The organism is Mesorhizobium sp. RCAM 05104, from assembly GCF_059683645.1.
Window position 1 is genome coordinate 4,177,794 of record NZ_CM185033.1, and the last position, 24,885, is coordinate 4,202,678.

Consider the following 24,885-nt stretch of genomic DNA (forward strand, 5'->3'; position numbering starts at 1 on the left):
CTGCTCCTACAAGGCGGCGGAAATCGGAGTAAGCTCTCGATCCAGCTCAAATCCTGATTTTTCAAGAACCGCATCGAAAACGACTTTCTGAGAAAGACCGCCGCCAGGGCGGTTCTCCAAGGTCACGGTCCCGCCGTACCGTTCGATAATTTCCTTCGCGATGGCCAGACCAAGGCCGGCACCTGGAATTGATTGCCAGCGGCCTGGGTCGACGCGAAAGAACGGCTCGAACGCCTTGTTCAGCAGCTCGTGCGGGATGCCCGGTCCGCGATCGGCAATGCTGAGGACGACGCGACCGTCCGCTGCGGCAAGCGAAACGCAGCAACCCTTGCCATGGGTGGCCGCGTTGACGATGAGATTGCGCAGGGCCCGGCGCAGGCCAAGCGCGCCTGCCCTCACCGAGACCTTGTCCAAATTGCCGGTCGTCACCGCGTGACCAAGCGAAACCATCTCGGTCTCGATGTCACGCACCAGCCTTTCAAGATCGACAGATTCGACGGCATCCCCCGCAACCTCCTCGCGCACCAGCCGGATGGCGCTGTCGGCGATACGGTCAAGTTCCTCGAGATCGTGCAGCCATTTCTCGCGTTCTTCTTCCGCCAGAAATTCGACACGCAACCGCATGCGCGTCATCGGCGTTCGCAGATCATGACCCGCGGCTGCGACCAGCCGCATGCGGCTTTCCATGGCCGCCTTGAGCCTGGTCGAGAGCTGGTTCAGCGCGCGTGCGGTGGCACGCACCTCGCCAGAGCCTTCTTCCGGCAGCGGCGCAAGCACCCCATCCAGCCCGATGCGCGCGGTGGCGGCTTCCAGCATGACCAGGGGCTTCGTCAAAACCGTCGCGAAGTAGAGCGAAACGGCCGTGGCACCAAGCACAATCAAGGTGATCCAGCCAGCCAGCACCAACCAGCGGTCGGCCGGCGGCGAGAAATCCGGGATATCGACGGCCATCCAGCGGCCGTCCGGCAGTTGCACCGAGGCGACCATGCCTTGCTTGCCTGCGACGCGGACCACGACGGCTGGAAAATCCGCACCGCTGTGTTGAAGTGCTCGGGCAAGAAAATATGTTGCGCGTTCGTCTTCCTGCCCGCTTGCCGGCCGAGTCCCAAGCTCGATCCGCAGATCGTCGGCGCTGGCGACATGGCTCGGGAGCGACTGCGCCAGAAGCCTGATCTGTCGTGCAACCGGCTCTATGGTCGATTCCGGCGTTGGCGGCCCAACCACACTGACGACCGCAAACGTCGCCAACGCAACCACCCCGACGATCGCCGCCACCAGAAGCAGCGCAATCCGCGCTCTGAGAGAACTCATGCCCGCTCGTCCAAGGTCTCGACGCGCACGGTCATCTGGTAGCCGCCATTGCGCACAGTCTTGAAAAGGGGCGCCGCCGCATCTTCGCCAAGCTTGCGCCTAAGCCGGCTCATCAGCACATCGACGGAGCGATCAAGAGGTTCCCGCTCGCGGCCTTGCGTGAGATCCAGAAGCTGGTCGCGCGACAGAACCCGACCCGGCCGGTCGACAAAAACCTGAAGCAGATCGAACTCCGCACCGGTAAGGTCGATTGTCTCGTCTCTCACATTGGCGACACGGCGGATGCCTGGCTCCATCGTATAACTGGCGAAGCGGTAGACCCGGGTGATGGCAGGGGCCTGGTCGTGCGACGAGCGCCGCAGCACCGCGCGGATGCGTGCCGTCAACTCGCGCGGGTTGAATGGCTTGCCGAGATAATCATCGGCGCCGAGCTCAAGTCCGACGATGCGGTCCACATCCTCCTTCAGTGCCGTCAGCAGAATGACAGGGACATGCGGTTTGCTGTCACGCAGGGCGCGGCATATATCGAGGCCCGAGCCATCGGGCAGCATGACATCGAGCACGATCAGATCGAACTGCCCTGTGATCAGCTGTTGCTCGCATTCGCGCCGGTCCGCCGCGACTGAGACACGGAAACCCTGGCCGTCGAGATAGCGACCGATAAGCGTCCTGATCTCGCGATCGTCGTCGACGACAAGAATCTGTGGTTGTGGCTGCATTGCCTGGTTTGCCCGATGCCGTTTTGCCTGTTCTTTGCCGGGTTATAGGGCGAGCTGTGGGAGTGCGGGACGGAAAATTGCAACGGAATGTTTCCAGGCAGGGCACAGAAACATTCTGTAACAAATCTCCCTTTTTCAGCAACCTTCGGAAATAGATCGAAGCAAATGGGAAAAAAAAGCTCCCTATCCTGCTGCTACGTTGCATGTTGGAAAGGAATACATCATGCGGAGCAGGTTTTTCGCGCTTGATCTCTTTTCCGTGGCGGGGATTCATCCCGCGCTGGCGCGGCAGTTTGAACTCGCCGCCGCATCCGGCGACGGTCCGCCGGCCGTTGGGGCCGAACAGATTGACGCGTGGCGCGACCATACCGGCGCGCTGAAGGTGGTGCTGGCGCTGCCGCGGCCTGACCATGGTCTTGGGGGCTCCGGAGAGCGCGAGCCCGACGCTGGCGCGGCCGGCGCTGAAAGCAACGCCGATGTCCCCGATCCTTTCGCCTTTCAGGAAAGGCTGGCCGACGATCTCACCAGACGTGCTGCTTCCGCGGGCAGGCTGAAGGACGCAATCGCCGCGCTGCGCACCAAGCTGACGCCCGAACAGCTCGAAATCCTTGCTTCGGCGGAACGACCCCAGGGGCCACCTCCCGGCCCCTTGGACAATCCGCCGGGCGATGCAGCTGGCCCCAGAGGCCTGCCCAGTCCTGGCAGGCGGCTCCCACCCCCCAACCCCGGATAGGTGAGCAACTCTGAGCGGCTGCGCCGGCCGGATCTGCTGCGTGTCGCTAATGATCCGGCCGGTTCCTTTCCCGAAACGGCGGCCCATCCGAACGGATGGGCCGTTCGAAACCAGGAAAATCGAAAGCACAAGAATGTGGGAAGCCCTGATGATGGTGCGGTTGATCGCATCCATCGCTCCGACTTTTTCGAACGGCAACGGAGTCAGCGTAGCGCCGGTGACCCTGCCGGCGGAGACGCTCAAAGGGATGATCCGGCTGAGCTTTGCCGCGTATCGCCTGTCACTGCCGCTTTCCGACCATCGAAACGAAACCAGAAATCATGATCAGAAAATTGCGTAAGGGATATTTTGTCCTGGCGGGCGTGTTGATTGCAGTCGCGGCACTCAAGGCCTATGGCCGCGGTGCGGTCGACCCCGCGGCACAAACGGTTGCGCCCGCGCAGGCCGCCGCGTTGACGGTTTCGGTCGAGAACGTGCGTCCCGAGCTCATCGCTTCCTCGATCAATGCCACGGGCACGGTTGCGGCCTGGCAGGAAGGGGCGATCGGCGCGCAAGCCAGTGGTTTGCAATTGACCGCGGTGCTGGTTTCCGAAGGCGATCAGGTGAAATCAGGCGAAGTCGTCGCGCGGCTGGACGCCTCGCTGTTGAAAGCGGAACTGGCCGAGCAGAAGGCTGCGATCACGCAGGCCCAGGCGACATTGGACGCGGCCATATCGGCGGCCGCCCGTGCCGACAAGCTGCTGGCGAGCAAAGCGGTCAGCGCCGAGACGGCAGAGGATAAGGCGACGGCGGTCAAGACCGACCGGGCGCAACTGGAGCAGGCTGAAGCTGTCGCCCAGAAATTGCAGGCGGAACTCGATCAAACGACGATTCGCGCGCCCTTCGACGGCATCGTCTCCAGCAAGCCGTCGGTCGCCGGCTCGATCGTTCAAACCGGCACCGAGCTCATGAAGATCATGCGTGACGGCAGGCTGGAGGTCGGTGTTCTCATTCCGGAAAAGGACCTGCCGGCAATTGCGGTTGGCCAGTCGGCCACCATCGTCGACGCGGCGGGGCGCACGACAAAAGGAGCGGTTTCGTCCATCGCCGAGACGGTCGACTCGACTACGCGGCTTGCCACCGTCCGTGTCTCCCTGGGCGAAGGCTCGGGCCTGAAACCGGGCATGTTCGCGCGTGTATCGATCGCAACCGCGGCTTCGCCGCAACTGAGCGTCGCCGAGGCCGCCCTGGTCTGGCATGACGGCAAACCTGCCGTCTTCGTCGTGGGCGACGGTGGAAAGGTCAGTGCGCGCGCTGTCTCGACCGGCATGCGCCAGAGCGGCCGGGTGGTGGTCGAAGCCGGCCTGTCGGAAGGCGACAGCATCGTGGTTGCCGGCGCCGGTTTCCTCAACGACGGCAATCTGGTGCGCATCGCCACCAGGGAGGCGGATGCCGGCGATGCCGCGACCGCCAGGGATATTCCCCGATGAACGCCATTTCCTCCTGGTCGATCCGCAACCCGGTTCCGACCATCGTGCTGTTCCTGTCGCTGACGATCGCCGGCCTGCACGGCTTCATGCAGCTGCGCACCAATAACATGCCCGACATCGACCAGCCGACGGTCACCGTCACGGTGACGCAGTCGGGCGCGGCTCCAAGCGAGATGGAGGTTCAAGTCGCGCAGGTGATCGAGAATGCCGTGGCGAGCCTCGAAGGCGTCGACGACGTCTCGACTTCGATCAGCGAAGGTTCTTCGGTCACCACCATCGAGTTCACGCTCGACACAAATTCCGAGACGGCCGCCAACGACGTCCGCAATGCCGTTTCGGGTGTACAGTCCAGCCTGCCGGCCGCCGCCCAGACACCGGTCGTGGCCAAGGTCAACGCGACAGGCAATTCGGTGCTGACCTATGTGGTCGAGGCGCCGACCATGTCGCCCGACCGGCTGAGCTGGTACATCGACAACGACGTCGCCAAGGCCATGCTCGGCGTCGACGGCGTTTCCAAGATCACCCGTTCGGGCGGCGTCGACCGGGTCATCCGGGTCGAGCTCGATCCCGATCGGCTTGCCGCGCTCGGCATCAGCGCCGGCGATGTCAGCCAGACGCTCGCATCCAACAATGTCAACCGGCCGGGCGGCCGCACTGCCATAGGCGGCCAGGAGCAGTCGGTGCGTACGCTCTCCAGCGCCGCGACTGTCGAGGCGCTGGCCAATACACGTATCGCGCTGACCGGAGCAGGCGACGTCAAACTCTCCGATCTCGGCACGGTGGTCGACAGCTGGGAAAAGCCGCGCCAGGCGGCCTATCTCGACGGTAGAGAGGTCGTCGCCTTCAACATCTACAGGTCCGTCGGGTCGAGCGAGATCGACGTGGTCAAGGCCGCGCGCGCCGCGATCACCGGAATCGCCTCCAGGACCACCGCCGCAGAATTCACCGAGGTCACGTCCTCATCGGGTTTCGTCCAGGAAAGCTACGATGCCGCGTTTGAAGCGCTCTGGCTCGGCGCGCTGCTCGCCATCGGCGTCGTCTGGCTGTTCCTGCGCGACATCAGGGCGACGCTGGTATCGGCGGTCGCCATGCCTTTGTCGCTGATCCCGACCTTCGCGGTGATGGCGGCCTTCAACATCTCGCTCAACAACATCACTCTGCTCGCTCTGTCGCTGGTGGTCGGCATTCTGGTCGACGACGCCATCGTCGAGATCGAGAACATCGTGCGCCATATGCGCCAGACCGGCAGCAGCGCCTATCAGGCGGCGATCGAGGCCGCCGACGAAATCGGCCTTGCGGTGGTTGCGACCACCGCGACCATCGTCGCCGTGTTCCTTCCGGTGGCCTTCATGCCCGGCATTCCCGGAAAATTCTTCTTCTCCTTCGCCGTCGCCGTGTGCGTCTCGGTGCTGTTCTCGCTGCTGGTCGCGCGCATGCTGACGCCGCTGATGGGCGCCTATCTGGTGCGCGCCGGCGCCCACAGCGAGGACGACATGCCGGCCTGGGTGCCGACTTATCTCTGGCTGTTGCGCGGCGCGCTCAAACACCGCTGGATCACACTTGTCGCCGGCATCGCCTTCTTCGCCGGCTCAATGATACTGGCGACGAAACTGCCGACCGAATTCATGGCCGCCGCCGATCGCGGCCGTTCGGTGATCTCGGTCGAGCTGCAGCCGGGATCGACCATCGAGCAGACGGCGGCCGTCGTGCAGGGCATCACCAGCCGTCTCGAGAAAGAGCCGGCGGTCGACAGCGTCTTCGCGACCATCGGCACAGCGGCCACATCGGGCGGCGGACCGAACCGCGGATCGACATCGGCCGAGGTGCGCACCGCCACCGTAACCGTCAATCTGAAGCCGCGCGCCGAACGCACCGCCAGCCAGCAGGCGTTCGAGGCCGAAGCCTCGCCGAAGCTCAACGACATCCCCGGGGCCCGCATCCAGTTCGGCGCCGATGGCTTTTCGGGAGCCAAGGTGTCGGTCACGCTGGTCGGCGACGATGGCGAAGCGCTGCAGAAGACGAGTGAAGCGCTGATGGACGAGATGAAATCGATCCCGGGCCTCAGCAATCCAACCTCGACGGCGGCGACCACCAAGCCGGAGCTGATCGTGCGCCCGGACAGCGCAAAGGCTGCTCAGCTCGGCATCACGCCGACCGAGATCCCGATACGGTGAAGATCGCCACCCTTGGCGATACCGACACCAGCCTGCCGAAATTCAATCTCGGCGATCGCCAGGTGTCGATTGTCGTGACACTGCCTGATGGAGCTATCGACGATCCGTCGAAACTGGCTGTCCTGCCGCTGACCGGTACGAAGGGCGTAGCGCCGCTCGGCGCGGTCGCCGACATCAGCTTCGGCGCCGGGCCCAACAGCATCGCACGGGTGGATCGCAGCCGCAGCGCCACCATCGAAGCGAATCTTTCCGGCATCACGCTCGGCGAAGCGACCACGGCAATCCGCGCTCTGCCGGTCATGCAGAACTTGCCGGACGGCGTGCACGAACTGGCGCGTGGCGACGCCGCTCGCATGCAGGAATTGTTTGCCGGCTTTGCCACCGCGATCGCCGCCGGCATCCTCCTGATGTACCTGACGCTGGTCCTGCTGTTTCGCAGTTTCGTGCAGCCGGTGACCATTCTGGTCGCGCTGCCGCTGTCGGTGGGCGGCGCGCTCGGCCTGCTTTTGATCACCGGCAAGGCGCTTGGCCTGACACCCCTGATCGGCCTGCTGATGCTGATGGGTATCGCGGCGAAGAACTCGATCCTGCTCGTCGAATATGCGCTGGTGGCGCAGAAGGAACGTGGCCTGGGCCGCTTCGAGGCGCTGATGGACGCTGCCCGGAAGCGCGCCAGGCCCATCGTCATGACATCCATCGCCATGGGCGCCGGGATGCTGCCGATCGCGCTTGGCATCGGCGCCGATGCCGAGACGCGGGCTCCAATGGCGATCGCCGTGATCGGCGGGCTGCTGTCCTCGACCATGCTCAGCCTGGTCTACGTGCCGGTGGTCTACACCTTCATGGACGACATCCAGCGCTTCCTCGCCCGCCACCTGGGCAAGTTGCTGGTGGAACCACCCGATGCCGGCAGCCAGGCGGCGAGCGCAACTCCAGGGAAAGATCGACCAGACAATGCCTATCCAGCCTGAGCGGTCCCTGCAGTCGGGCCCCGGGGCGCCGCTGTGCGCCCCGGGCCGCAATGCTCGCCTCGCCCTTCTTCTGGCGGCTTGCATCGGCGTCATGGGCGGCATGATCGCGGCGACGGTGATCGGGGTATTCCTGGTGCCGCTGCTGTTCGTGACGGTGCGCCGCATCTTCAGGGGCGGGCGGCCAGGCAGGATGCCGCGACCGACACCGGGCCCGAGGCGACGATCCATGACAATTGAGGGTAAGGGTATGACGGGTGATGATTTCGCCAGCAGGCGGGCCTCGGCGCGGATCAGCAGCGCACCGGCAAGACGCGCTGTCGGGGCGCGGCTGATCGTCGTGACGCTGACGGCAACGGCGCTCGCCGGCTGCGTCGTCGGTCCGGACTACCAGAAGCCCTTGCTGGCGATGCCGGCAAGCTGGAGTGGCCACAGCAAGGCCACGCCGGCCAAGCCGGCGCAATTGTCGAAATGGTGGCAGCGGCTGCGCGATCCCGAGCTGAACACGCTCGTCGACGAGGCGGTTGCCGGGAATCTCGACGTTGCCACGGCGAAGGCCAAGATCCGCGAGGCGCGCGCCAGCTACCGCCAGAGCAGCGCGGCCCTGTTCCCGTCACTGGACGGCTCCGGCTCGGCCACCCGCAACAAGTCGGCCGCGACCACGTCGGGCTCGAGCGCCGTCTACAGCGAATATCAGGCCGGCTTCGACGCCAGCTGGGAACTCGACCTGTTCGGCGCCAACCACAGGAGCGTCGAGGCGGCCCGCTATGGGCTGGACGCGTCGGAGGAGGAGCTCCGCTCGACCTTGCTGACCCTGGTTGGCGATGTCGCCTCGTACTATGCCCAGGCGCGCGGCTATCAGGCCCGCGTCGCGCTTGCCCGGCGCTCGGCCGCATCGCAAAGGCAGACCGCCGAACTCACCCGCACCATGGCGCAGGCCGGCACCGCGACGGCGGCCGATGTGGCGAAAGCCATGGGCCAGGCAAGCAGCACCGAAGCCGATATCCCGACGCTGGAGGCAAGCTATGCCGAGGCCGTGCATCGTCTTTCCGTGCTCACCGGCCGTCCGCCGGCGGCGCTGAGCGAGCGGCTGAAGCGCGGCGCGCCGATCCCGGCGCCGCGGCTGCCGATGCCGACCGGCATTCCCGCCGACATCCTGTTGTCGCGCCCCGACGTGCGCATGGCGGAACGGCAATACGCGCAATACACCGCCAAGATCGGCCAGGCGGAGGCGGCGCGCTATCCCTCGGTCAGCCTGACGGGGGACATCAGCACTTCCGCCTACAAGCTTGGCGACCTCGGCAAGAATTCGTCGATCGGCTGGTCGTTCGGGCCGACGCTCAGCGTGCCGGTGTTCAATGCCGGGCAGCTGAAGGCCGCCGTCGAGGTCGCCGAGGCCCAGCGCGATCAGTATTTCATCGCCTACCGGTCATCGGTGCTGAGCGCGCTCGAGGATGTCGAGAATGCGCTCGTGCTTCTGTCGCAGGAGCGTATCCGGATCGGCAAGCTTGCCTCGTCGGCGAAATCCTACGGCGAGGCGGCACGCATCGAAGGCACGCTGTTCAAGGCCGGCGAGACGAGCCTTCTCGACGTGCTCGACGCCCAGCGCTCGCTCTACTCGGCGGAGGACACGCTGCTGCAAAGCCGCGTCCTGCTGGCGACCAACTACATCGCCCTCAACAAGGCGCTCGGCGGCGGCTGGGACCGCGTCGTCGACACCACGACGCCCGAGATCATCGACGTCAAGACCGGCCCACGGCTGGCGTCGAAAGCCGTGGCGCAGTGAACAAAATGAACCGTCAATCAGAGGAGAGAGAAATGGCCGACAACGGCTCGAAAGACGCAATTATGAAACTCACGGCTGACGTGGTTTCGGCATATGTTTCGAACAACCTTGTTCCTGCAAGCGAACTTCCATCCTTGATCAACCAGATCTACCAGTCCTTCGATCTGCTGCGATCCGATCATTCAACCCAGGCTGAGATCGAGGCGTTGAAGCCAGCGGTTCCAATCCGGAAATCCGTTACGCCGGATTTCATCATCTCGCTGGAGAGCGGCAAGAAGTTCAAGTCCCTGAAGCGCCACTTGCGCGTGAGCTACGGCCTGTCGCCGGACGAGTATCGCGCAAGATGGGGCCTGCCCTCCGACTATCCGATGGTCGCTCCAAACTACGCTGCATCGCGCTCACTCCTGGCAAAGAAATTCGGCCTGGGACTAAAGCCGCAGGAAGCGAAAAGACCCGCGGCCAGGAAAACGAGAGAGCGCAAAACGAGCGTGGCGGAGAGGTTGTGACGATCAGGAAGGGAAATTCCGTCCTCTGTCAGTCGCCGCTTTGAACCGACGATCCGAGGGTGGCATGATGTTCCGGTGGGCGCGGTCTCGACAGATCCCAGATAACGGTGCGCGCAAACGCGTGGATCGATCGGGACGACGGTCTGGTCACAACAACGAACCAACTGCTGGCGAACGCGACGCAAGTCCGCACGACATGGCCAGTGAGACGATTGTACCCAAACCCGTTGGGCGTTCGTCGCACAACCGGCGTCGGATCATCGGCATTCAGATCGCTCTACAGGTTTTGTTGTCCGTTGTGTTGATTGGCTGCGTGTCGAGTCAACGCATCCCCTATCAGGCCGAAGACGCAGGAACTGCCGAAATCAACGGCTTTCACCAGATACGCACGAACCTGGACGCGCAATCCGACACGCTGGCCGAGCCGCCCCCGCGAGAATCTTCTTCGTTGAAGACCGAGATGAACTATCTCGTCATTTCCGGTGGTGGATCAGGCGGAGCGTTCAGCGCTGGCGTGCTGAAAGCCTGGTCCAAGACCGGCAGGCGGCCGCAATTCGACATCGTAAGCGGCGTCAGCACCGGGGCTCTCATCGCACCCTATGCCTTTCTTGGATCTTCCTACGATGATGTTCTTGTCGATCTCTATACCAGCGGTGTCGCCAAGGACCTTGTCGATGCGAAGTGGCTGCCAAGGGGGCTCCTGGGAACGAGTCTTCTGAAACAGCAGCCGCTTCGCCGGCTGATTGAAACCCATGTAACCGGGGATATCCTGAAGGCTGTCGCCGCCGAGCACCGAAAGGGCCGCCGGCTGCTCGTGTTGACCTCCAATCTGGATTCCCAACGTGCGGTCGTCTGGGATATGGGCGCGATCGCGGACAGCGGCGAGCCCAATTCGCTGAGGCTGTTCCAGGATGTCCTGATGGCTTCGGCCAGCATTCCGGGGGTCTACCCCGCCGTTCTGATAAAAGCCCATTCCGGCAAGCGCAGCTTTGAGGAAATGCACTCCGACGGTGGCTCAGGATCCCAGATCCTGACGGTCCCGGAAAGCCTCATGACGTCGGCAAAGCTGACGAAAGCGCGACCAGGAATTCGGCTCAACATGTATGTGCTCGTCAACAATGCCTTGATGCCGGAGTTTTCCACCGTGACAAACAGCACGCTCTCGGTCATGGCGCGCGCCTACGCGATTCAAATCAAATCGCAAACGCGAAGCGCGCTGCTGGCAAGCTACATGTACGCGCAGCGCACCGGCATCCATTTCCATGTGGCCTCGATCGACAGACAACTCAGCTACTCAGTGCTTGACCCTTTCAACACCGAATACATGCGCGCGGTCTTCAACATCGGGTATTCGGAAATGATTGCGGGCACCTTGTGGAAGGACAAACCGGTGTTCTCGCCCGCCGATTAGCAAATACCACGGCCGTCGCGGCATCCAACGCGCGCCCTCCGTTGCTGGCAGCATTGCGCGCACCCGTTACCGCGCGGTTCCTGATCGTGGGCGGATCTGTGGCTGGCCTCCGCACAAGCATCCTTGGACAGAACCGGAAACACATCGTCACAAAAAACGGGTCGGCAGCAACATTCGGATACGTACGGAAATAGCCGGGAAAATTTCATAAGCGAATCTAGGCATGGAATCACTTCGTCGCCTGTTCAGAAAGTTCTGAATAACACGAAGCGGGGGCTCATGCGCTATCCGGACAGCAAAGCCAGAACTGCGAAAGACATTTTTCCTTTGCGGTCGGCACGCATGGCGCTTTCGTTAATGACTCCACTTGGCCTCGGATATCTATTTTCGGTGCTTGGCCTGCCAAATGCTGAAGCCGCGGACCGTAAACCTCTGGAGAAGCAGGCACCGGGCGGCGCTGAACGCATAAAGCTTGGTCTAAACAAGGCTCTGGTTCTAGACATTCCGACGGACGCCAGCGACATTCTGGTCGGCAATCCTTCCGTTGCGGATGCTGTCATGCGTACACCGCGGCGTGTGTATCTCTTTGGCAAGCAGGTTGGTGACACGAACATCTTCGTGTTCGACGCCAATCAGCAACAAGTCGCCAATATCAATCTGGTCGTCGAGCGGGATGTGACAGGGTTGGAGTCTTATTTAAAGCGCTTCATTCCCAACTCGAAGATCACCGTCGAACTTCTGAACGACAATGTTGTTCTGAGCGGAACTGTCGAGACACCCTTGGACGCCTCCCGTGCCGTCAGTCTCGCAACGATATTTGTCAGCGGCGGCGAAGCGACGACCGGGCAATACTCACAGACCGCGGTCGGCGGGTCCGCGGACGGTGGAGCGACCATCAACAATCCGGATAGCGAACGGCGGGAAAGCAAGATCGTGAACCTGCTCTCCATATCAGGCGAGGATCAAGTTACCCTGAAGGTGACGGTGGCGGAAGTCAGCCGCGCGGTGGTGAAGCAACTCGGCGTAAATCTGAGCGCTTCAGGCACCAGCAACGGTATCAGCTGGGGTGCAATTAGCGATAACCCCTATGGTCTTGGAAAGTCACTGTCCAGTTCGGGCTTCAGCATCAGCACCTCGGCATTGGACGCCTCGGTCAACGCGATGGAACAGGCTGGCGTCATGAAGACGCTCGCTGAACCCACATTGACCGCCGTTTCAGGTGAGAAGGCGACTTTTCGGGTCGGCGGGGAGTACAACATTGTCAGCAATGCATCAACCAGCGATGGCAAGACTGACTACACTGTAGAAAAGGTCGAGTATGGCATTGGACTGGAATTTCAGCCTGTCGTGCTTTCCGCCGGCCGCATCAGCCTCAAGATCCGAACGCAGGTGTCCGAGCCGACGCTCGAGGGATCTGTTTCGACCTCCGGCAGCAGTACCGTGGATGATAGCGGCAACAAAAGCTACACCCCAGGCTCAAACATTCTGTCCATTCGCAAACGCCTGGCCGACACGACGGTCGAACTGCCGTCCGGTGGGGCCATGATGATTGCAGGCCTGGTGCGCGATGACGTTCGCCAGGCGGTGAGCGGATACCCCGGACTTTCAAAGATTCCGGTGCTTGGAACGCTGTTTCGCAGCCGGGACTTTGTGCGCAATGAAACAGAACTCGTGATTATCGTGACGCCGTACCTGGTGCGTCCAGTGCCTGCCAAAGACCTGTCCAAGCCAGACGACAATTTCAGCGCCGCAGGTGACACCGCTGCGATGTTCATGGGCGAGGTGAACAGGCTATATGGTGGGGGCGATGCCAGGGTTCCTGATCAAAAATACCATGGAACGATCGGGTTCATCTACAAATGAAGGCCGGAACGGCGTTAGTTGCCAAGACGCCGCGCGCGTGGCCTTGGACGCGTTTGTGGGCTGGCGTCGTCCCGGGGCGTCACATGCTGTGCTCATGGTCGACCCGAACCAAGGGTCAGAAACACCGGGGGCACCAGCAGACAACGCTCCACACCAATAGTGTCAGACCAGCAGTGTCAGCTTCTCCAGGCCCGGTCCGGGCCAATCGTGGCCTCCCAGCAGGATTGCCAAAGTGATGTCGTGCCTTTGGCTGCCAAGATGCTTCCTGGCCTGTTGCGTGCTGCTCGCTGCTTCATGCCTGGCCGTCTCCGCGCGGCAAAGCGGCACTGATGACGGCGAGGGACGCGACGGGGGTTGGTTTTTCGCTCAGGCGCCCAACAACCAACGCGAGCCAGCAGTCCGTCAGGACGTTCCGGCACCGCCGCAGGGCGCGCCGGTACTCCCAAATGGAGCCACGTCCATCTCCGAGGTCTATGGCGCCTGGACTGTTCAGTGCAGGATTATCAGGAACGAAAAGATTTGCACATTCAACCAGGTCCTGACGAACCAAGCTACTGAACAGGTTGGATTTGCAATAGACCTGCTCCCGTCGGAGGGCAGTGTGTTGGGCCATGTTCTGTTGCCCCTGGGGATACGGCTCGCGGATGGGCTCGTGTTGCAGGTGGACACGCATGATCCTGCCTCGAAGCTTCAGTTCACCCATTGCGTCGCGACAGGATGCATTGCCGCCGTGCAATTCAACGACGCCAACATCAAGGCGCTGGAAGCAGGAACAAGGCTCGCCGCGCGGGTTACGGTCGAAACCAGCGGCCTGCCACTCACCTTTCAGATTTCACTTGCCGGCTTTGGGGCGGCATTGGCGCGTACGTCGCAATTGCAGCAATAGGTATCCCTTCGACATTTCCTCGGCATGGCAGCCCCGCTGCTGCTTCATGCATCATGAAGCTCGCCGGAGGCTGCCCCGCTCCGCACAGTCGGCAATCGCGGGAAAGTCACGGGAGGTTCCTCGCTTCCCGGCAGATCGGCAAGGTTATCCGCAGTCGATCAGAACCAGGAAAGCGAAGCTTACTCTTACAATGTTGGAACGGAGTGTGGATTTTACAGCGAAAAGCACTATTTGTGATCGGCGGCATGGGGAAATCAAACGCGTTAGAACCGTCCGATACAATAAGAGGAAAACTGTATGAGCACTGCTCCCGAACAACTCAGCCAATCGGATACCGTGTCGATAGCTGCCGATATCGTCGCCGCCTACGTGTCGAACAATCCCCTGCCGGTCGGCGAATTGCCGAAACTGATCGGCGATATCCATGCCGCCCTGCAAGGGCTCGGCACGCCGGTGACGGAACCTGCGGCCAAGCAGGAACCGGCGGTACCGGTCAGGAAGTCGGTGACGCCAGACTTCATCATCTGCCTGGAGGATGGAAAGAAGTTCAAATCCCTGAAGCGCCATCTCGGAGTTCACTACAATCTGAGCCCCGAGGAATACCGCCAGAAATGGAACCTGCCCGCAGATTATCCGATGGTCGCGCCGAACTACGCGGCTACTCGCTCCGCCTTGGCGAAATCAATAGGGCTCGGTCGCAAGGCGGCGCCCCCCGCAGCAGCAGAAAAGCCAAAACGGGTTGCTCGCGCGGCAGCAGCGACGACAAGCGCGGCGTCGATCAAGTCGCCGGCGAACAAAGCGCGCAAGGCACCCGCCAAAGCGTAGCGCGCCGCATCCGGCAGAGATGCCAGGCAGTGCCGAATCTGAACATGGCGAAGCCCCGGCTTTTGCGGCGGGGCTTCGTGTCAGACCGGATTGTTCGGGGGCGTGATGGGATCGCGCAAGGCGAAGACGGTCACGGTCCTGTGGGCATGGCTTGAACGAACCGACGGGAGCGGCCACGGGGTGACCATGCCCGCCACGTCAGCCGCCCAAAAGACGCTTCGCTGCTCGACCGAAGACTGTCGGTCCGCACCTCGACCATGAGGGCGCTGGCAAACCGAGCGCTTGCCAAGGACGGCGGCCACCAGGCTGGCAAACACCCTGGCGATTTCCTGTCAAAAATGGATTGATAGATGTGTTGAGACCGAAGGAGAGGGCGCCCCGTCCCCCCTCGTCCTCCTCCGTATTTTGCCTGGTGATCCCGCGGCGGTAACGCTTCACGTATGGTGAGCCACTGCCACGACTGGCCGTCCCCATAGGCTACTGGTGCCCGGGCCAAGACGGCAAGGAAACCCTTCGTTACAAAATTGGTTTCCGCAGAAACATTCAGAAAAACGCCGAAATACGCTGGAAACTTATCGCCGATATCGTGCGTTATTAATAGCCCCGCTTTTCTGTGATATGCGAAAATGGCAACAATATATACCCGTATTGTTTCGAAAACCAATCATATCGTCTATTGGGTATGCCTTCCGTTGCTCTGGATGGCGTTGCGGGTTTCGAGTAATTCAATTCGTTCTGACCTGGTCATTACGCGGTACGCGCCATGACTACCGCAACGGACGGATCGATGTTCATGGCCTTTCCAGACAGCTTCGGACGAGCCGGCAAATCAAATCAATAGCGGAGCGGTTTCGTGCAGGACTGCAAACTGATCGTGCTCAACAATGTTGTGGCCGGACCCGAAGACGAATGCAACGACTGGTGCTCCGACGCGCGTCTCGACGACGCGCTGCAGGTTCCAGGAATTGTCAGCGCTCAACGTCTGCGTTGCGCCGAACTCCAAGGAGATTTGGGTTCGCATCGATGGTCCTACATGGTGGTCTATGAGTGCCAGGCCGAAGACATCAGGCAGGTTATCGACAGGTTGAAGGCGCGATCGGGCGCCAAGGGCAACAGCGCCGCGCGCGAAGCCCTCCACATCAGTTACTTCGAGCCCTCGACAGACTTGAAGCGGAAGACTGCGCTTCATCATGGTTCTGCAGTCAGGGGAGCCCAGCTTTCCGCGGAGAAGAATCCGCCTTTGACGCCGGCGAATGCAGCCCGGAACTCCGAAGCTGATCCGACGCAACAGCGAAGGGTCGACCTTGGGTCGATGCGAGTAGAAGACTGGGCGGGTCCGGTTGCCGGGCCAACCTACCTCGAGGCAAACCTGCAGATTCCAAGATCGACGTTGCATCGCTGGCAGCGACGCAACCAGGTCATTGCATTGCGCAAGGGTCTTGGCAGGCATGTATTCCCGCTGGCCCAGTTCGTTGATGGCAGGCCGGTCTCAGGAATATCTGACGTGCTTGCGCTGGCAAAGCATCCAAGGCTCGCGTGGTCGTGGCTCATACGCCCGTCGCCTCATCTCGACGGTCGCATCCCCGTCGAATTGCTCAGAGAAGACATGGTCGCGGAAGTCCTGCAAGCCGCCCGCCTTTCTTGCTAGGCGAGGCCGTGCGCGTAGCCGAGCACGCGGCCTTCACGGGCGCGAAATCCCTCTCAAGAGATGGCTCGATGATCCGCGCCGGCGGGGACAGGACCAGCAACTCCTCCTGACGGTCCAACGGACGCGCGATTCCAAGACGAGGTCGAGACAGGCGGCCTTGCCCGTGCGCTTCAGCGCCGTCGGCGAACCGACGTTCCATCCAGGGCCGGTGCATACTGATGCCATCCCCTTATTGGCGGCGAGGCGGCGCGAAGCCGACAACGACGAGCAGTCTGGCCATCGGCGGGGTGATCCGCGCCACTCCTCGCGCATGAGGTCACGTCGGATGGCGGTTGTTTCTTCCCAGCGGTGGGGCCATTCGCCCACAGCTCTGCCTTCTCGGCGCCCGCGCCCTGAAGCATGCCAGCCTCTCATAAGATCCCGGCCCAGCCAGGTCTCGACATCAACCCCGCCAGCCCTCGGAAAATTGTCTGAGAAGGAAGCTGGATTTCCTGGCGACATCCATGAAAACCCGACGGCAATTCATTTGAAAGATCGTATCTTCTGTGCCGTGTGTCTCGCATGTGCCATTCGTACAAGTAGTTTCATACGTATTGAATGTATCACATGTCGCAAATTGTTGTATAATCGGTGACATTTAGGCAACATGTACGCGTTAGATTTGTAAGTCACGCTTCATTGTCGAAAAGTATACATTGAAGAATCGTCCCCCGTGCGCAATTCCTTGTGAAGAGGCGGTGCGTCGCGCCGCTTCTAGGAGTGGGGATTGAGGCGGAAGATTTTTGCCGGCCCCTTAAACTTTTGACTGGAGATCAAAAATGAACATCAAGAGCCTTCTTCTCGGCTCCGCTGCGGCCCTGATCGCAGTTTCCGGTGCGCGCGCCGCCGACGCTGTCGTCGTCGCCGAGCCGGAACCCGCTCAATACGTCAAGATCTGTGACGTCTACGGCGCTGGCTACTTCTACATCCCCGGCACCGAAACCTGCCTGCGCATCGGCGGCTATATCCGCTACGACATCGGCGTGGGCGATCGCGAAGGCGTGCAGAACGTCACCGATCACCAGGACGGCAGCAGCAACGACACCTACTGGAAGCAGGCTCGGTTCACGCTGAAGACCTGGACCGGCCAGGAAACCGAACTCGGCACCTTGAAGACCTATACCGAGACCCGTTTCAATTTTGGCAACAGCAGCGGCGACTATTCCGACCAGACCTCGGACAACGCCGATCACTGGCAGGCTCGCAATTCAAGCGTTACCCTGAACTTCGCCTGGATTCAGCTCGGTGGTCTGCGCGTCGGCAAGGACGAATCGGCCTTTGATACCTTCATCGGCTACGCCGGCAACGTCATCGACGACACGATCGTCGGCTATGGTTCGTTCGACACCAACGCCATCCAGTACTATTTCGACGCGGGAAATGGCCTGTCATTCGTGGCCTCGCTGGAAGAAGGCTCGGGTGATTATACGATCGACAGCTATGTTCCTCATGTCGTCGGCGGTGTGAAGTATACGCAGGGCTGGGGCGCCATCACCGGCGTGCTTGCCTATGACAGCAACTACGAGGAAGTGGCCGGCAAGGTTCGCTTGGATGTGAACGCCACCAATGAACTGGCGCTGTTCGTCATGGGCGGTTACGGCACCGACAAGAACAACGACACCAACTTCTACAAGCTGTGGGACGGCAACTGGGCGATCTGGGGTGGCGGCACCTACAAGATCAACGAGAAAACCTCGTTCAACGTTCAGGCTTCGTATGATGAAGGCAAGACCTTGGGTCTGGTTGCCAACGTCGCCTACGACATCGTTCCGGGCCTCACCGTCACGGCCGAAGTCGACTACTACAACAAGGCAGACAGCATCTACCACGCCAGCGACGATGGCCTCGGCGGTATCCTTCGCTTCCAGCGTTCCTTCTAGTTCAATCACTTTGTTCGGCACGGTCCGCAGCGCAAGCTGCGGACCATTTTCTTGTGACTTACTCAGCGGTGACATTGAGCGGCCTCGCCCTCCAAGGCCAGAACGCTGCCGCCGGCGAGCGCATGGTTCGCCATGGCCGATTCAAGGGGACGTTGGTTCGTCAACGTCCGCCGATCCGGCATCTGCACCTTCCCGCGCGGCGAAGGCGACCGTCGTCGGACCTGCCGCGCCCGCGAGATGTTATGGCCGACATGGTGGCGAAGCTATCCTGCAGAACTTCGTGAAGCCAGAACCTGATGCGCTCGGATGTCGGCCGGGTTCTATTTCATCGCCATTGGCGAAGCCACAGGCTGCTGCAGGGTCCCCAAGGGAACACGGGGAATGGCGGAGAGGGAGGGACACTCTCCTCCAGGACTCTGAACCCCCTGCATCCCTTGACATCCAGTCTTCCGAGACTCATCTGTGGGGCACCAGCGTGGGGCACCAGGGTGCAGAATGGCAAGCCAAGAACAATATCTCGAATGGCACGGGCAGCAGTGGCGCGTCCGCATAAAGGTGCCGGCAAAGGTGCGGGATTTGATTGGTCGAGGCAAGCTGACGCATCCGCTCCACACAGGAGACCTCAAGGAAGCGAACGCAAGGAAGTGGCCCATCGTGGCACGCTTGAAGGCGGCCATCGCGGCAGCCGAGAAGGTCTTAGCGACCAATGATCCGGTGGAGGCGGAGGCTCTGCGGCATAGGCTCACCATGGACGAAGAGGGCACCCAGTACGCTATCAATTTGCGGGCTCATGAGTTGGAGAAGACCAACGGCCTGGACAAGGCCAAAGCCTTCTTCGCGCTTGCCAGCGGACAGGTCACGCCGCTTGACCACCACGCAACCGAGTTCCTCAAACACCAGAATTACCGTCTCAAGTCTGAAGGGGATTTCTGGAGGGTGCTGGGCTGGCTTGGGGACTGGCTCCGCGATAGCCGACTCCCTGTCGCCCTTGAAGCCGTTCGACGGGTGGACGCCGGCAAGTTCCTGTCTGAGTCTCTTCTGGTCGGCAGGGGTCGCCAGAAGGCCACAGCCTATCTTGGGTTCATAAGGCAATACTGGACGTGGCTGCTAGACAAGGGGCACCTGCCAGCCAGTGAGAACCCGTGGGCAGGCCAAAGGCTTCCAGCAGAGCGCCGCCAATCACGCGAAGCGGAGACTGATAGGGGCAAGCGTCCGTTCACTGATGCGGAGATGACCAAGCTGCTCAATGGCGACGGCGGCCCGCTGCTCAATGACCTGATGCCAATCGGAGCGCTGAGCGGAATGCGGATCGAGGAGATATGCCAGCTCAAAGTTTCCGATTGCCGAGATGAGACGTTCAACGTCTGGGCAGGGAAAACTGACAATGCCCGGCGCACGGTCCCAGTCCACAGTGGCCTCAAGGAGATCGTAAAGCGGCGCACGGCGGGCAAGAAGGACAGCGACTACCTGTTTGACGACTTGCCGCCCCTCCCAAAGTCACGGGAGACGCGCTCCGATCCGGCAGCCAAGCAGTTCACACGGTATCGCCGCAAGGTGGGGGTGGATGAGAGGCCCAACGACAAGGCCAAAAGCAATGTGGACTTCCACTCGTTCCGCCGCTGGTTTATCCGCAAGGTGCGTGATGCCAAGCTTGCGGGGGCAGAGGGCTTTGACGAGTGGACTATCACGTGGGTGGTGGGTCACACCGACAGCGAGCGGGCCAAGAGCCTAGACCTGAGCCAGCACGGTTACGCAGGGCAAGACCCGGAGAAGGCGAAGAGGGCCCTTGTGGAGGCTGTGAAGTTACCCTTTCTGGTGTTGCCACCAAAAGCGCTGATGGAGCCCGCCCCGTTTCCATCCCTGCGCAAGGCTGATAGGGCATGGTAGTGAGCATGGTGGAGAGCTCAAACAATGGCGACCCAGAGACCATACGCCCGACCACCGATCACAGAGGCCGTGATCGACATGCAATTCCAGTCGGAGCTTTCCCTTAGGGATTTGGAGAGATTGCGCGACAAATTCAAGAAGGGTTACCCTTCAATAGAAACGCTCAACAATGTTCACGTAGAGATTAACGGCGCCGTCGCTACGCCAACGATATCAATCAACGGTTTCAAACTCACTGCCGAGAATGGGGCGGACGTTGTTATCATCAACAAAGGGAACATCTCGACAGCACGCCTGGCACCGTACGAGGGATGGGATAGTCTATTTCAGGCTTCGAAAGCGAATTTTGATGTCTTAGTCGGTGTTGTAAAACGACCCATCATCAAGCGTATCAGCACGAGGTTCATTAATCGATTGGACATTCCATTTGACGAAAAAAGTAAGCTCAGCACTACGGACTATGTTTCGGTGGGAGCTGCAATTCCTAAGGGTTTGGCCACGATGAGGTCAACTTCAGACGTAGCGAGAGTTGAACTCATCGAAGAAAACGAGAATTTGATCATCATAATTAACAGTGGGGTTGTAACTCCTGCACTGCTAGACCACGTGTCCTTCGTGATTGACATCGACGTTATCCAGCAGGAGAAGGTTCCGCTTCGCTTTGACGATATGTGGGAGCGCCTTGCGGTCTTGCGATCCATAAAGAACAATATATTTGAGAACTGCATCACCGATGCATCCAGGGCGTTATTCGCATGACCGGTCAGCAACTTTCGTCATTGGGTGCCGCCTCGCCATTTAAGCGATCCTGGGAACGAATAAGCCCCACCGATTTCAAGATTTCCTACGACCAATCTCTCCCCCAGATTCGGGATATTCGGGCCAATTTGGAGGGGTTTGTCAAATCGGCTGCTCGCGCTCCGGCCATTACTATTAATCCGCCTCAGTCGGATAGCCTATCGCTTCATACGCAGCTGTTCGATGCGCGGGTGGGTCTCAAAGTGGCTGCCGCCCAGTACGCAATGCATCTTTCCAACGCAGAACGACACCGGCTCTTTAAGGAACTTGACTATCTGCTGGATTCCGATGCCTGGGATGATGACAACGTACTGCCGAGGCACCAATCTTTTCTAGGTTTTCTGAGATGGACCATATTTGCCAATAATTCCGAGTGGACATCCTTGGGTCTGGACAGGGACGGAACCATCCTTGTCGCTTGGAAGCGCGGCCCCAATATTCTAACGGCCAATTTCATGGACGCAAATCAAGCCAAATGGTCCGCTCAGCTCGTTGTTGGTGGTGAAAAAGAAGTTTCCGTGGGGCAGGGGTCCCTGAAGTCATTTGCGGAGCACGCCAACTTTCATCTTCAGAGGTTTGGGTGAGCGAAAAGCCAATTCCCGAAGACCATCATGTGGTTCGCCATTGCCCCCGGGGGCAGGGCATTCGCGAAAATGGGGTTATTACAGACGTGTTTCCGGAGTTTTTTAAGCTCAGAGCTTACGTTGGGCCCGACAGGATCCCCGAGACCTACCTTTCAGCTACCTATTTTGAATATTTCCAGGGTGAGCCTGCCGCGCGAATGTTGGAATGTCTGAATGCAACTCAACGCAAAGTGGCAGACGACGAGGCGATGGTTCGCTTGAATGTCGGCCTCATGATCGAACAAGGCGAGGCCACAAAGAAGCGCGTTCGAGTAACTCACGCAGGCAACACCAGAAATCCTGCATATTCAAAAGTCATTGGCACAGGGCAACCCGGGGTCCTTTATGAAGAGCTTGCCGCGCTGTTAGCTGCTAACGCTGTCGTTGAAATAGCGATGGTACGGGACATCAGAAGGAAGCCGTAGCTCGGATCGGTTGCCGACTTAGTTTTGGGTCAGTTATTCGAGACGCCATATCGTGAGGGCGTCGGCGAGCTTTCCCCCCGTGCCCCTCCTGCCGCCGCGTTTTTGCGGTGCTTATGCCGGCCCGCCGAAGCACTTAGAGCTTGTGCAAGGTCATCAATGGGAACTCCTTAAGAACTCCCGAGAGCTTACTTTGGCGTCAGGATCGACCCCGCCCTTCCTGATCGCGTCCTCGATATATCCTTGGGCCCATGAGGCGGCCTCCGCAGCCACGTCTAATGCAAATCTCCCATCATAGACTCCACCTTTGAGTAAGAGGATTTCTGGCCTGCTGCCGGTTTTTCGGACACGAGGTTAAGCTAACATAGCTTGTTCCTCGAACTCCACGGGGCTCAGATAGCCCAGCGTCGAGTGCCTTCGCCGAGGGTTATAGAAGCGCTCGATGTAATCGAACACATCCGCCCTCGCATCATCTCTCGTCCTGTAGACCTTGCGGGCTGTCCGCTCGGTCTTGAGCGACGAGAAAAAGCTCTCCATCGCAGCGTTGTCCCAGACGTTGCCCGACCGGCTCATCGAGCAGGTGATGCCGTGGTCGGCCATCAGTCGCTGGAACTGCTCGCTCGTATATTGCGATCCCTGGTCGGAGTGGTGCAGCAGGCTGTCGGGCTTGCCTCTCCTCCAGATCGCCATGATGAGAGCGTCGGTGACGAGCTGCGCGGTCATCTCGGCCTTCATCGCCCAGCCGACGACACGGCGGGAGAACAGATCGACGACGGCGGCAACGTAGATCCATCCTTCCGCAGTCCAGATATAGGTGAAGTCGGCGACCCACTTCTGGTTCGGGGCCGATGCCTCGAAGGCGCGATCGAGGAGGTTGTCCGACACGGCGGCTCGCTCGCCGGTATCCTTCGGCAGTCCGCGCCGGCGTGGACGTGCCCGGAGGCCGTTCTCCCGCATGAGGCGTTCGATGCGATGCAGTCCGCAGGAAAGCCCCTCTGCCAGAACGTCGTGCCAGACCCGACGCGCGCCGTAGGTGCGGTCGCTGCTCTTGAAGCTTCGGTCGATCCTGGAAACGAGGATCTCGTCATGCTGGGAGCGAACGCTAGGGCTGCGGTTGAGCCAGGCATGGAAGCCCGAGCGGGACACATCCAGCGCACTGCACAGCCATGCCACCGGCCAGATGTTCCGGTGCCTCGCGATGAAAGCGAACCTCATGTCACTTCCCTCGCGAAGTAGGCTGCGGCCTTTTTTAGGATGTCGCGCTCCGCCTTCAGCTTCGCGACTTCCTTACGCAGCCGGTCAATCTCCTGCTGCTCCGGCTTCATCTGCCCATGACCGGGAAACGCACGCTGCGGATCGGCCGATAGCTCGCGCACCCATTTGCGCAGCACATTCTCGTGGACATCGAGGTCGCGGGCAGCCTGGGCCACCGCAACGCCCCGATCCTCGATCAATCTCACCGCCTCAAGCTTGAACTCGCGGCTGAACTTCCTTCTCTGCATTCCCACTCTCCAGTTCCGTTAAACACCTTATCTCGGTGTCCACGAAACCGGCAGCAGGCCATTCTTTGCTGGCTTCCGTGAACATACCGAGCAGCGAGTAATTGGGCTCAATCGTTCCATCCGGCTTCATCAGAGCGCTGTATGCCGAGAAATCATATTGCTTCAAGACATTGTTGCGTTCGCGATCTATGAACTCCCAAAATATCGGAAAGTCCGCCTTTCTTATGCGGAGCTCATCCCACGCCGCCTTAAGAGATTGGCGTAGGTTTTCTGAAAAGCATGACTGAGCATCACGTTTCCCGAGGAGTACGATCGAGGTTTTGAGCAAGGAGCATATGCCAGCCCAACTAACCCTCCATTCAGACAACAGAAACGTCTTCTCGCCGAGGGTCTCGATGGCCATCTTGCAGTCACGGCATGCTCTATACGAAGCAAGGAAGTTTTTGGCCTCCATCTCAAAAACCCATTCTTTTGGAATCACTTTGATGGTCCCCTGCAGGATGGTCGGTCTAGCCGTTTCTTCACATTGGAACAACTTGTCTCACTAGGGCAAGCCCATGTGGTTCTGCCGATAGGCCGACTAAACAGTCTCACACGAGTGGTCTCTTGACAATTTTCCTGACAGTCTCACATAATGGTCTCACATGAAGCCAACGGAGACCCAATGTCATGACCGCATCCACACTAGTCGGCTACGCCCGCACCTCCACCACTGATCAAAAGGCAGGCCTTGAGGCCCAGCTTCGCGACCTTGAGCAAGCGGGGTGCACCAAGGTGTTCCGTGAGGAGATTTCCTCAGTGGCGACCTATCGGCCACAGCTTGCCGCCGTCCTCGAATGGGTACGCGAGGGTGACACATTGGTTGTCACGAAGCTTGACCGGCTAGCACGCTCTGTGGCTGACCTTGTGTCGATCACTGCGGCCTTGAAGGCGAAAGAGGCGGGCCTTCGTATTCTGGCTATGAACCTCGACACCGCCACACCCACCGGAAAGCTCATGTTGAACCTACTGGGCTCAATCGCGGAGTTCGAACGGGAGTTGATGCTTGAGCGGCAACGCGACGGGATCGCAAGGGCCAAGGCCGAGGGCAAGTACGAGGGGCGGCAACCTACAGCCCGCGCTAAGGCAAAAGACGTGCTGAGGATGCGGGCGGAGGGGAAATCCGTTAGCGATGCGGTGACAGCGTTGGGCATCAGCAGGGCTAGTGTGTTTCGGATACTGGCTGAACACGCCGTGGCGCCACCCACAAGCTAAGTCCAGGGGTATAGGAAATGCACGAGAAGGCAAGTTAGCTCGCGGCTGGTGTCTACAACGCAAGCATCAAGGATTCGGGGACTGGCGGCAAGTTCAGTTGCAAAGACAAGCCGGTTCCTGCGCTGTAGGCCGCCTCCTGCCTGCTTAGCCATGCGACGGGCTCCATTGACATTCTATCAGT

At 60.4% G+C, this 24,885-nt stretch carries 22 protein-coding genes; 18 read left to right on the forward strand and 4 right to left on the reverse strand.

Annotated features, from left to right (window positions below):
• Positions 1 to 6: 6 nt before the first annotated feature.
• The gene (locus AC56QP_RS20430) at positions 7 to 1,311 is read right to left on the reverse strand and encodes an ATP-binding protein (RefSeq protein WP_489858319.1); all 1,305 of its coding nucleotides are present in this window, start codon (positions 1,309 to 1,311) and stop codon (positions 7 to 9) included.
• Positions 1,308 to 2,030 (reverse strand): response regulator, encoded by a 723-nt coding sequence (locus AC56QP_RS20435; protein WP_489858318.1) that lies wholly within the window; start codon positions 2,028 to 2,030, stop codon positions 1,308 to 1,310. The genes AC56QP_RS20430 and AC56QP_RS20435 overlap by 4 nt, the downstream gene beginning before the upstream one ends.
• A gap of 223 nt (positions 2,031 to 2,253) precedes the next feature.
• Between AC56QP_RS20435 and AC56QP_RS20440 the strand changes: the two genes are divergently transcribed.
• From AC56QP_RS20440 to AC56QP_RS20520, 17 genes are all read left to right on the forward strand, one after another.
• Positions 2,254 to 2,763 carry a hypothetical protein gene (locus tag AC56QP_RS20440; RefSeq protein ID WP_489858317.1) on the forward strand — a complete coding sequence of 170 codons (510 nt, stop codon included), beginning with the start codon at positions 2,254 to 2,256 and terminating at the stop codon, positions 2,761 to 2,763.
• A gap of 133 nt (positions 2,764 to 2,896) precedes the next feature.
• Positions 2,897 to 3,103, forward strand: a complete 207-nt coding sequence (locus AC56QP_RS20445) for a hypothetical protein (RefSeq protein WP_489858316.1) — start codon at positions 2,897 to 2,899, stop codon at positions 3,101 to 3,103.
• Positions 3,084 to 4,232 (forward strand): efflux RND transporter periplasmic adaptor subunit, encoded by a 1,149-nt coding sequence (locus AC56QP_RS20450; protein ID WP_489858315.1) that lies wholly within the window; start codon positions 3,084 to 3,086, stop codon positions 4,230 to 4,232. Before AC56QP_RS20445 ends, AC56QP_RS20450 begins: the two co-directional genes overlap by 20 nt.
• Positions 4,229 to 6,406 carry an efflux RND transporter permease subunit gene (locus AC56QP_RS20455; RefSeq protein ID WP_489858314.1) on the forward strand — a complete coding sequence of 726 codons (2,178 nt, stop codon included), beginning with the start codon at positions 4,229 to 4,231 and terminating at the stop codon, positions 6,404 to 6,406. The genes AC56QP_RS20450 and AC56QP_RS20455 overlap by 4 nt, the downstream gene beginning before the upstream one ends.
• Positions 6,403 to 7,377 carry an efflux RND transporter permease subunit gene (locus tag AC56QP_RS20460; protein WP_489858313.1) on the forward strand — a complete coding sequence of 325 codons (975 nt, stop codon included), beginning with the start codon at positions 6,403 to 6,405 and terminating at the stop codon, positions 7,375 to 7,377. Before AC56QP_RS20455 ends, AC56QP_RS20460 begins: the two co-directional genes overlap by 4 nt.
• Before the next feature lie 247 nt (positions 7,378 to 7,624).
• On the forward strand, positions 7,625 to 9,160 hold the full coding sequence (locus tag AC56QP_RS20465) for an efflux transporter outer membrane subunit (protein ID WP_489863556.1): 1,536 nt from the start codon (positions 7,625 to 7,627) through the stop codon (positions 9,158 to 9,160).
• A 32-nt stretch (positions 9,161 to 9,192) separates the two neighbouring features.
• Positions 9,193 to 9,666 carry a Ros/MucR family transcriptional regulator gene (locus tag AC56QP_RS20470; RefSeq protein ID WP_489858312.1) on the forward strand — a complete coding sequence of 158 codons (474 nt, stop codon included), beginning with the start codon at positions 9,193 to 9,195 and terminating at the stop codon, positions 9,664 to 9,666.
• 196 nt (positions 9,667 to 9,862) lie between these two features.
• A complete protein-coding gene (locus tag AC56QP_RS20475; RefSeq protein WP_489858311.1) occupies positions 9,863 to 11,077 on the forward strand; it encodes a patatin-like phospholipase family protein in 1,215 nt (404 codons plus the stop codon).
• A gap of 342 nt (positions 11,078 to 11,419) precedes the next feature.
• On the forward strand, positions 11,420 to 12,940 hold the full coding sequence (locus AC56QP_RS20480) for a type II and III secretion system protein family protein (RefSeq protein ID WP_489863555.1): 1,521 nt from the start codon (positions 11,420 to 11,422) through the stop codon (positions 12,938 to 12,940).
• A gap of 277 nt (positions 12,941 to 13,217) precedes the next feature.
• A complete protein-coding gene (locus tag AC56QP_RS20485; RefSeq protein WP_489858310.1) occupies positions 13,218 to 13,826 on the forward strand; it encodes an invasion associated locus B family protein in 609 nt (202 codons plus the stop codon).
• 297 nt (positions 13,827 to 14,123) lie between these two features.
• Positions 14,124 to 14,651, forward strand: a complete 528-nt coding sequence (locus AC56QP_RS20490; RefSeq protein WP_489858309.1) for a Ros/MucR family transcriptional regulator — start codon at positions 14,124 to 14,126, stop codon at positions 14,649 to 14,651.
• An 853-nt stretch (positions 14,652 to 15,504) separates the two neighbouring features.
• Positions 15,505 to 16,299 (forward strand): antitoxin Xre/MbcA/ParS-like domain-containing protein, encoded by a 795-nt coding sequence (locus AC56QP_RS20495; RefSeq protein ID WP_489858308.1) that lies wholly within the window; start codon positions 15,505 to 15,507, stop codon positions 16,297 to 16,299.
• 818 nt (positions 16,300 to 17,117) lie between these two features.
• Positions 17,118 to 18,218, forward strand: a complete 1,101-nt coding sequence (locus AC56QP_RS20500; RefSeq protein ID WP_489858307.1) for a porin — start codon at positions 17,118 to 17,120, stop codon at positions 18,216 to 18,218.
• Between the two features lie 495 nt (positions 18,219 to 18,713).
• On the forward strand, positions 18,714 to 20,105 hold the full coding sequence (locus tag AC56QP_RS20505) for a DUF6538 domain-containing protein (RefSeq protein WP_489858306.1): 1,392 nt from the start codon (positions 18,714 to 18,716) through the stop codon (positions 20,103 to 20,105).
• A gap of 24 nt (positions 20,106 to 20,129) precedes the next feature.
• Entirely contained in the window at positions 20,130 to 20,864 is a 735-nt protein-coding gene (locus tag AC56QP_RS20510; protein ID WP_489858305.1) for a TIGR04255 family protein, read from the forward strand.
• Positions 20,861 to 21,487, forward strand: a complete 627-nt coding sequence (locus AC56QP_RS20515) for a hypothetical protein (protein ID WP_489858304.1) — start codon at positions 20,861 to 20,863, stop codon at positions 21,485 to 21,487. Before AC56QP_RS20510 ends, AC56QP_RS20515 begins: the two co-directional genes overlap by 4 nt.
• On the forward strand, positions 21,484 to 21,951 hold the full coding sequence (locus tag AC56QP_RS20520) for a hypothetical protein (RefSeq protein WP_489858303.1): 468 nt from the start codon (positions 21,484 to 21,486) through the stop codon (positions 21,949 to 21,951). Before AC56QP_RS20515 ends, AC56QP_RS20520 begins: the two co-directional genes overlap by 4 nt.
• Positions 21,952 to 22,302: 351 nt before the next feature.
• Here the strand turns inward: AC56QP_RS20520 and AC56QP_RS20525 are convergent.
• Together AC56QP_RS20525 and AC56QP_RS20530 are read right to left on the reverse strand one after the other, a co-directional pair.
• Positions 22,303 to 23,450, reverse strand: a protein-coding gene (locus AC56QP_RS20525) for an IS3-like element ISMlo4 family transposase (RefSeq protein WP_157866075.1) whose coding sequence is annotated in 2 segments (ribosomal slippage) — positions 22,303 to 23,201 and positions 23,201 to 23,450 — 1,149 coding nt in all. Because the reading frame shifts where the segments join, the coding sequence is not laid out codon by codon here.
• Positions 23,413 to 23,931 (reverse strand): hypothetical protein, encoded by a 519-nt coding sequence (locus AC56QP_RS20530; RefSeq protein ID WP_497100389.1) that lies wholly within the window; start codon positions 23,929 to 23,931, stop codon positions 23,413 to 23,415. Before AC56QP_RS20530 ends, AC56QP_RS20525 begins: the two co-directional genes overlap by 38 nt.
• A 188-nt stretch (positions 23,932 to 24,119) precedes the next feature.
• On the opposite strand from AC56QP_RS20530, the gene AC56QP_RS20535 reads away from it, so the two are divergent.
• Positions 24,120 to 24,704 carry a recombinase family protein gene (locus tag AC56QP_RS20535; RefSeq protein ID WP_497100388.1) on the forward strand — a complete coding sequence of 195 codons (585 nt, stop codon included), beginning with the start codon at positions 24,120 to 24,122 and terminating at the stop codon, positions 24,702 to 24,704.
• Positions 24,705 to 24,885 lie beyond the last annotated feature (181 nt).

Coding starts and splice junctions, on each gene's coding strand:
- AC56QP_RS20430 (WP_489858319.1), bottom strand. CDS start 1,311: ATGAGTTCTCTCAGAGCGCGGATTGCGCTGCTTCTGGTGGCGGCGATC.
- AC56QP_RS20435 (WP_489858318.1), bottom strand. CDS start 2,030: ATGCAGCCACAACCACAGATTCTTGTCGTCGACGACGATCGCGAGATC.
- AC56QP_RS20440 (WP_489858317.1), top strand. CDS start 2,254: ATGCGGAGCAGGTTTTTCGCGCTTGATCTCTTTTCCGTGGCGGGGATT.
- AC56QP_RS20445 (WP_489858316.1), top strand. CDS start 2,897: ATGTGGGAAGCCCTGATGATGGTGCGGTTGATCGCATCCATCGCTCCG.
- AC56QP_RS20450 (WP_489858315.1), top strand. CDS start 3,084: ATGATCAGAAAATTGCGTAAGGGATATTTTGTCCTGGCGGGCGTGTTG.
- AC56QP_RS20455 (WP_489858314.1), top strand. CDS start 4,229: ATGAACGCCATTTCCTCCTGGTCGATCCGCAACCCGGTTCCGACCATC.
- AC56QP_RS20465 (WP_489863556.1), top strand. CDS start 7,625: ATGACGGGTGATGATTTCGCCAGCAGGCGGGCCTCGGCGCGGATCAGC.
- AC56QP_RS20470 (WP_489858312.1), top strand. CDS start 9,193: ATGGCCGACAACGGCTCGAAAGACGCAATTATGAAACTCACGGCTGAC.
- AC56QP_RS20475 (WP_489858311.1), top strand. CDS start 9,863: ATGGCCAGTGAGACGATTGTACCCAAACCCGTTGGGCGTTCGTCGCAC.
- AC56QP_RS20480 (WP_489863555.1), top strand. CDS start 11,420: ATGGCGCTTTCGTTAATGACTCCACTTGGCCTCGGATATCTATTTTCG.
- AC56QP_RS20490 (WP_489858309.1), top strand. CDS start 14,124: ATGAGCACTGCTCCCGAACAACTCAGCCAATCGGATACCGTGTCGATA.
- AC56QP_RS20500 (WP_489858307.1), top strand. CDS start 17,118: ATGAACATCAAGAGCCTTCTTCTCGGCTCCGCTGCGGCCCTGATCGCA.
- AC56QP_RS20505 (WP_489858306.1), top strand. CDS start 18,714: ATGGCAAGCCAAGAACAATATCTCGAATGGCACGGGCAGCAGTGGCGC.
- AC56QP_RS20510 (WP_489858305.1), top strand. CDS start 20,130: ATGGCGACCCAGAGACCATACGCCCGACCACCGATCACAGAGGCCGTG.
- AC56QP_RS20515 (WP_489858304.1), top strand. CDS start 20,861: ATGACCGGTCAGCAACTTTCGTCATTGGGTGCCGCCTCGCCATTTAAG.
- AC56QP_RS20535 (WP_497100388.1), top strand. CDS start 24,120: ATGACCGCATCCACACTAGTCGGCTACGCCCGCACCTCCACCACTGAT.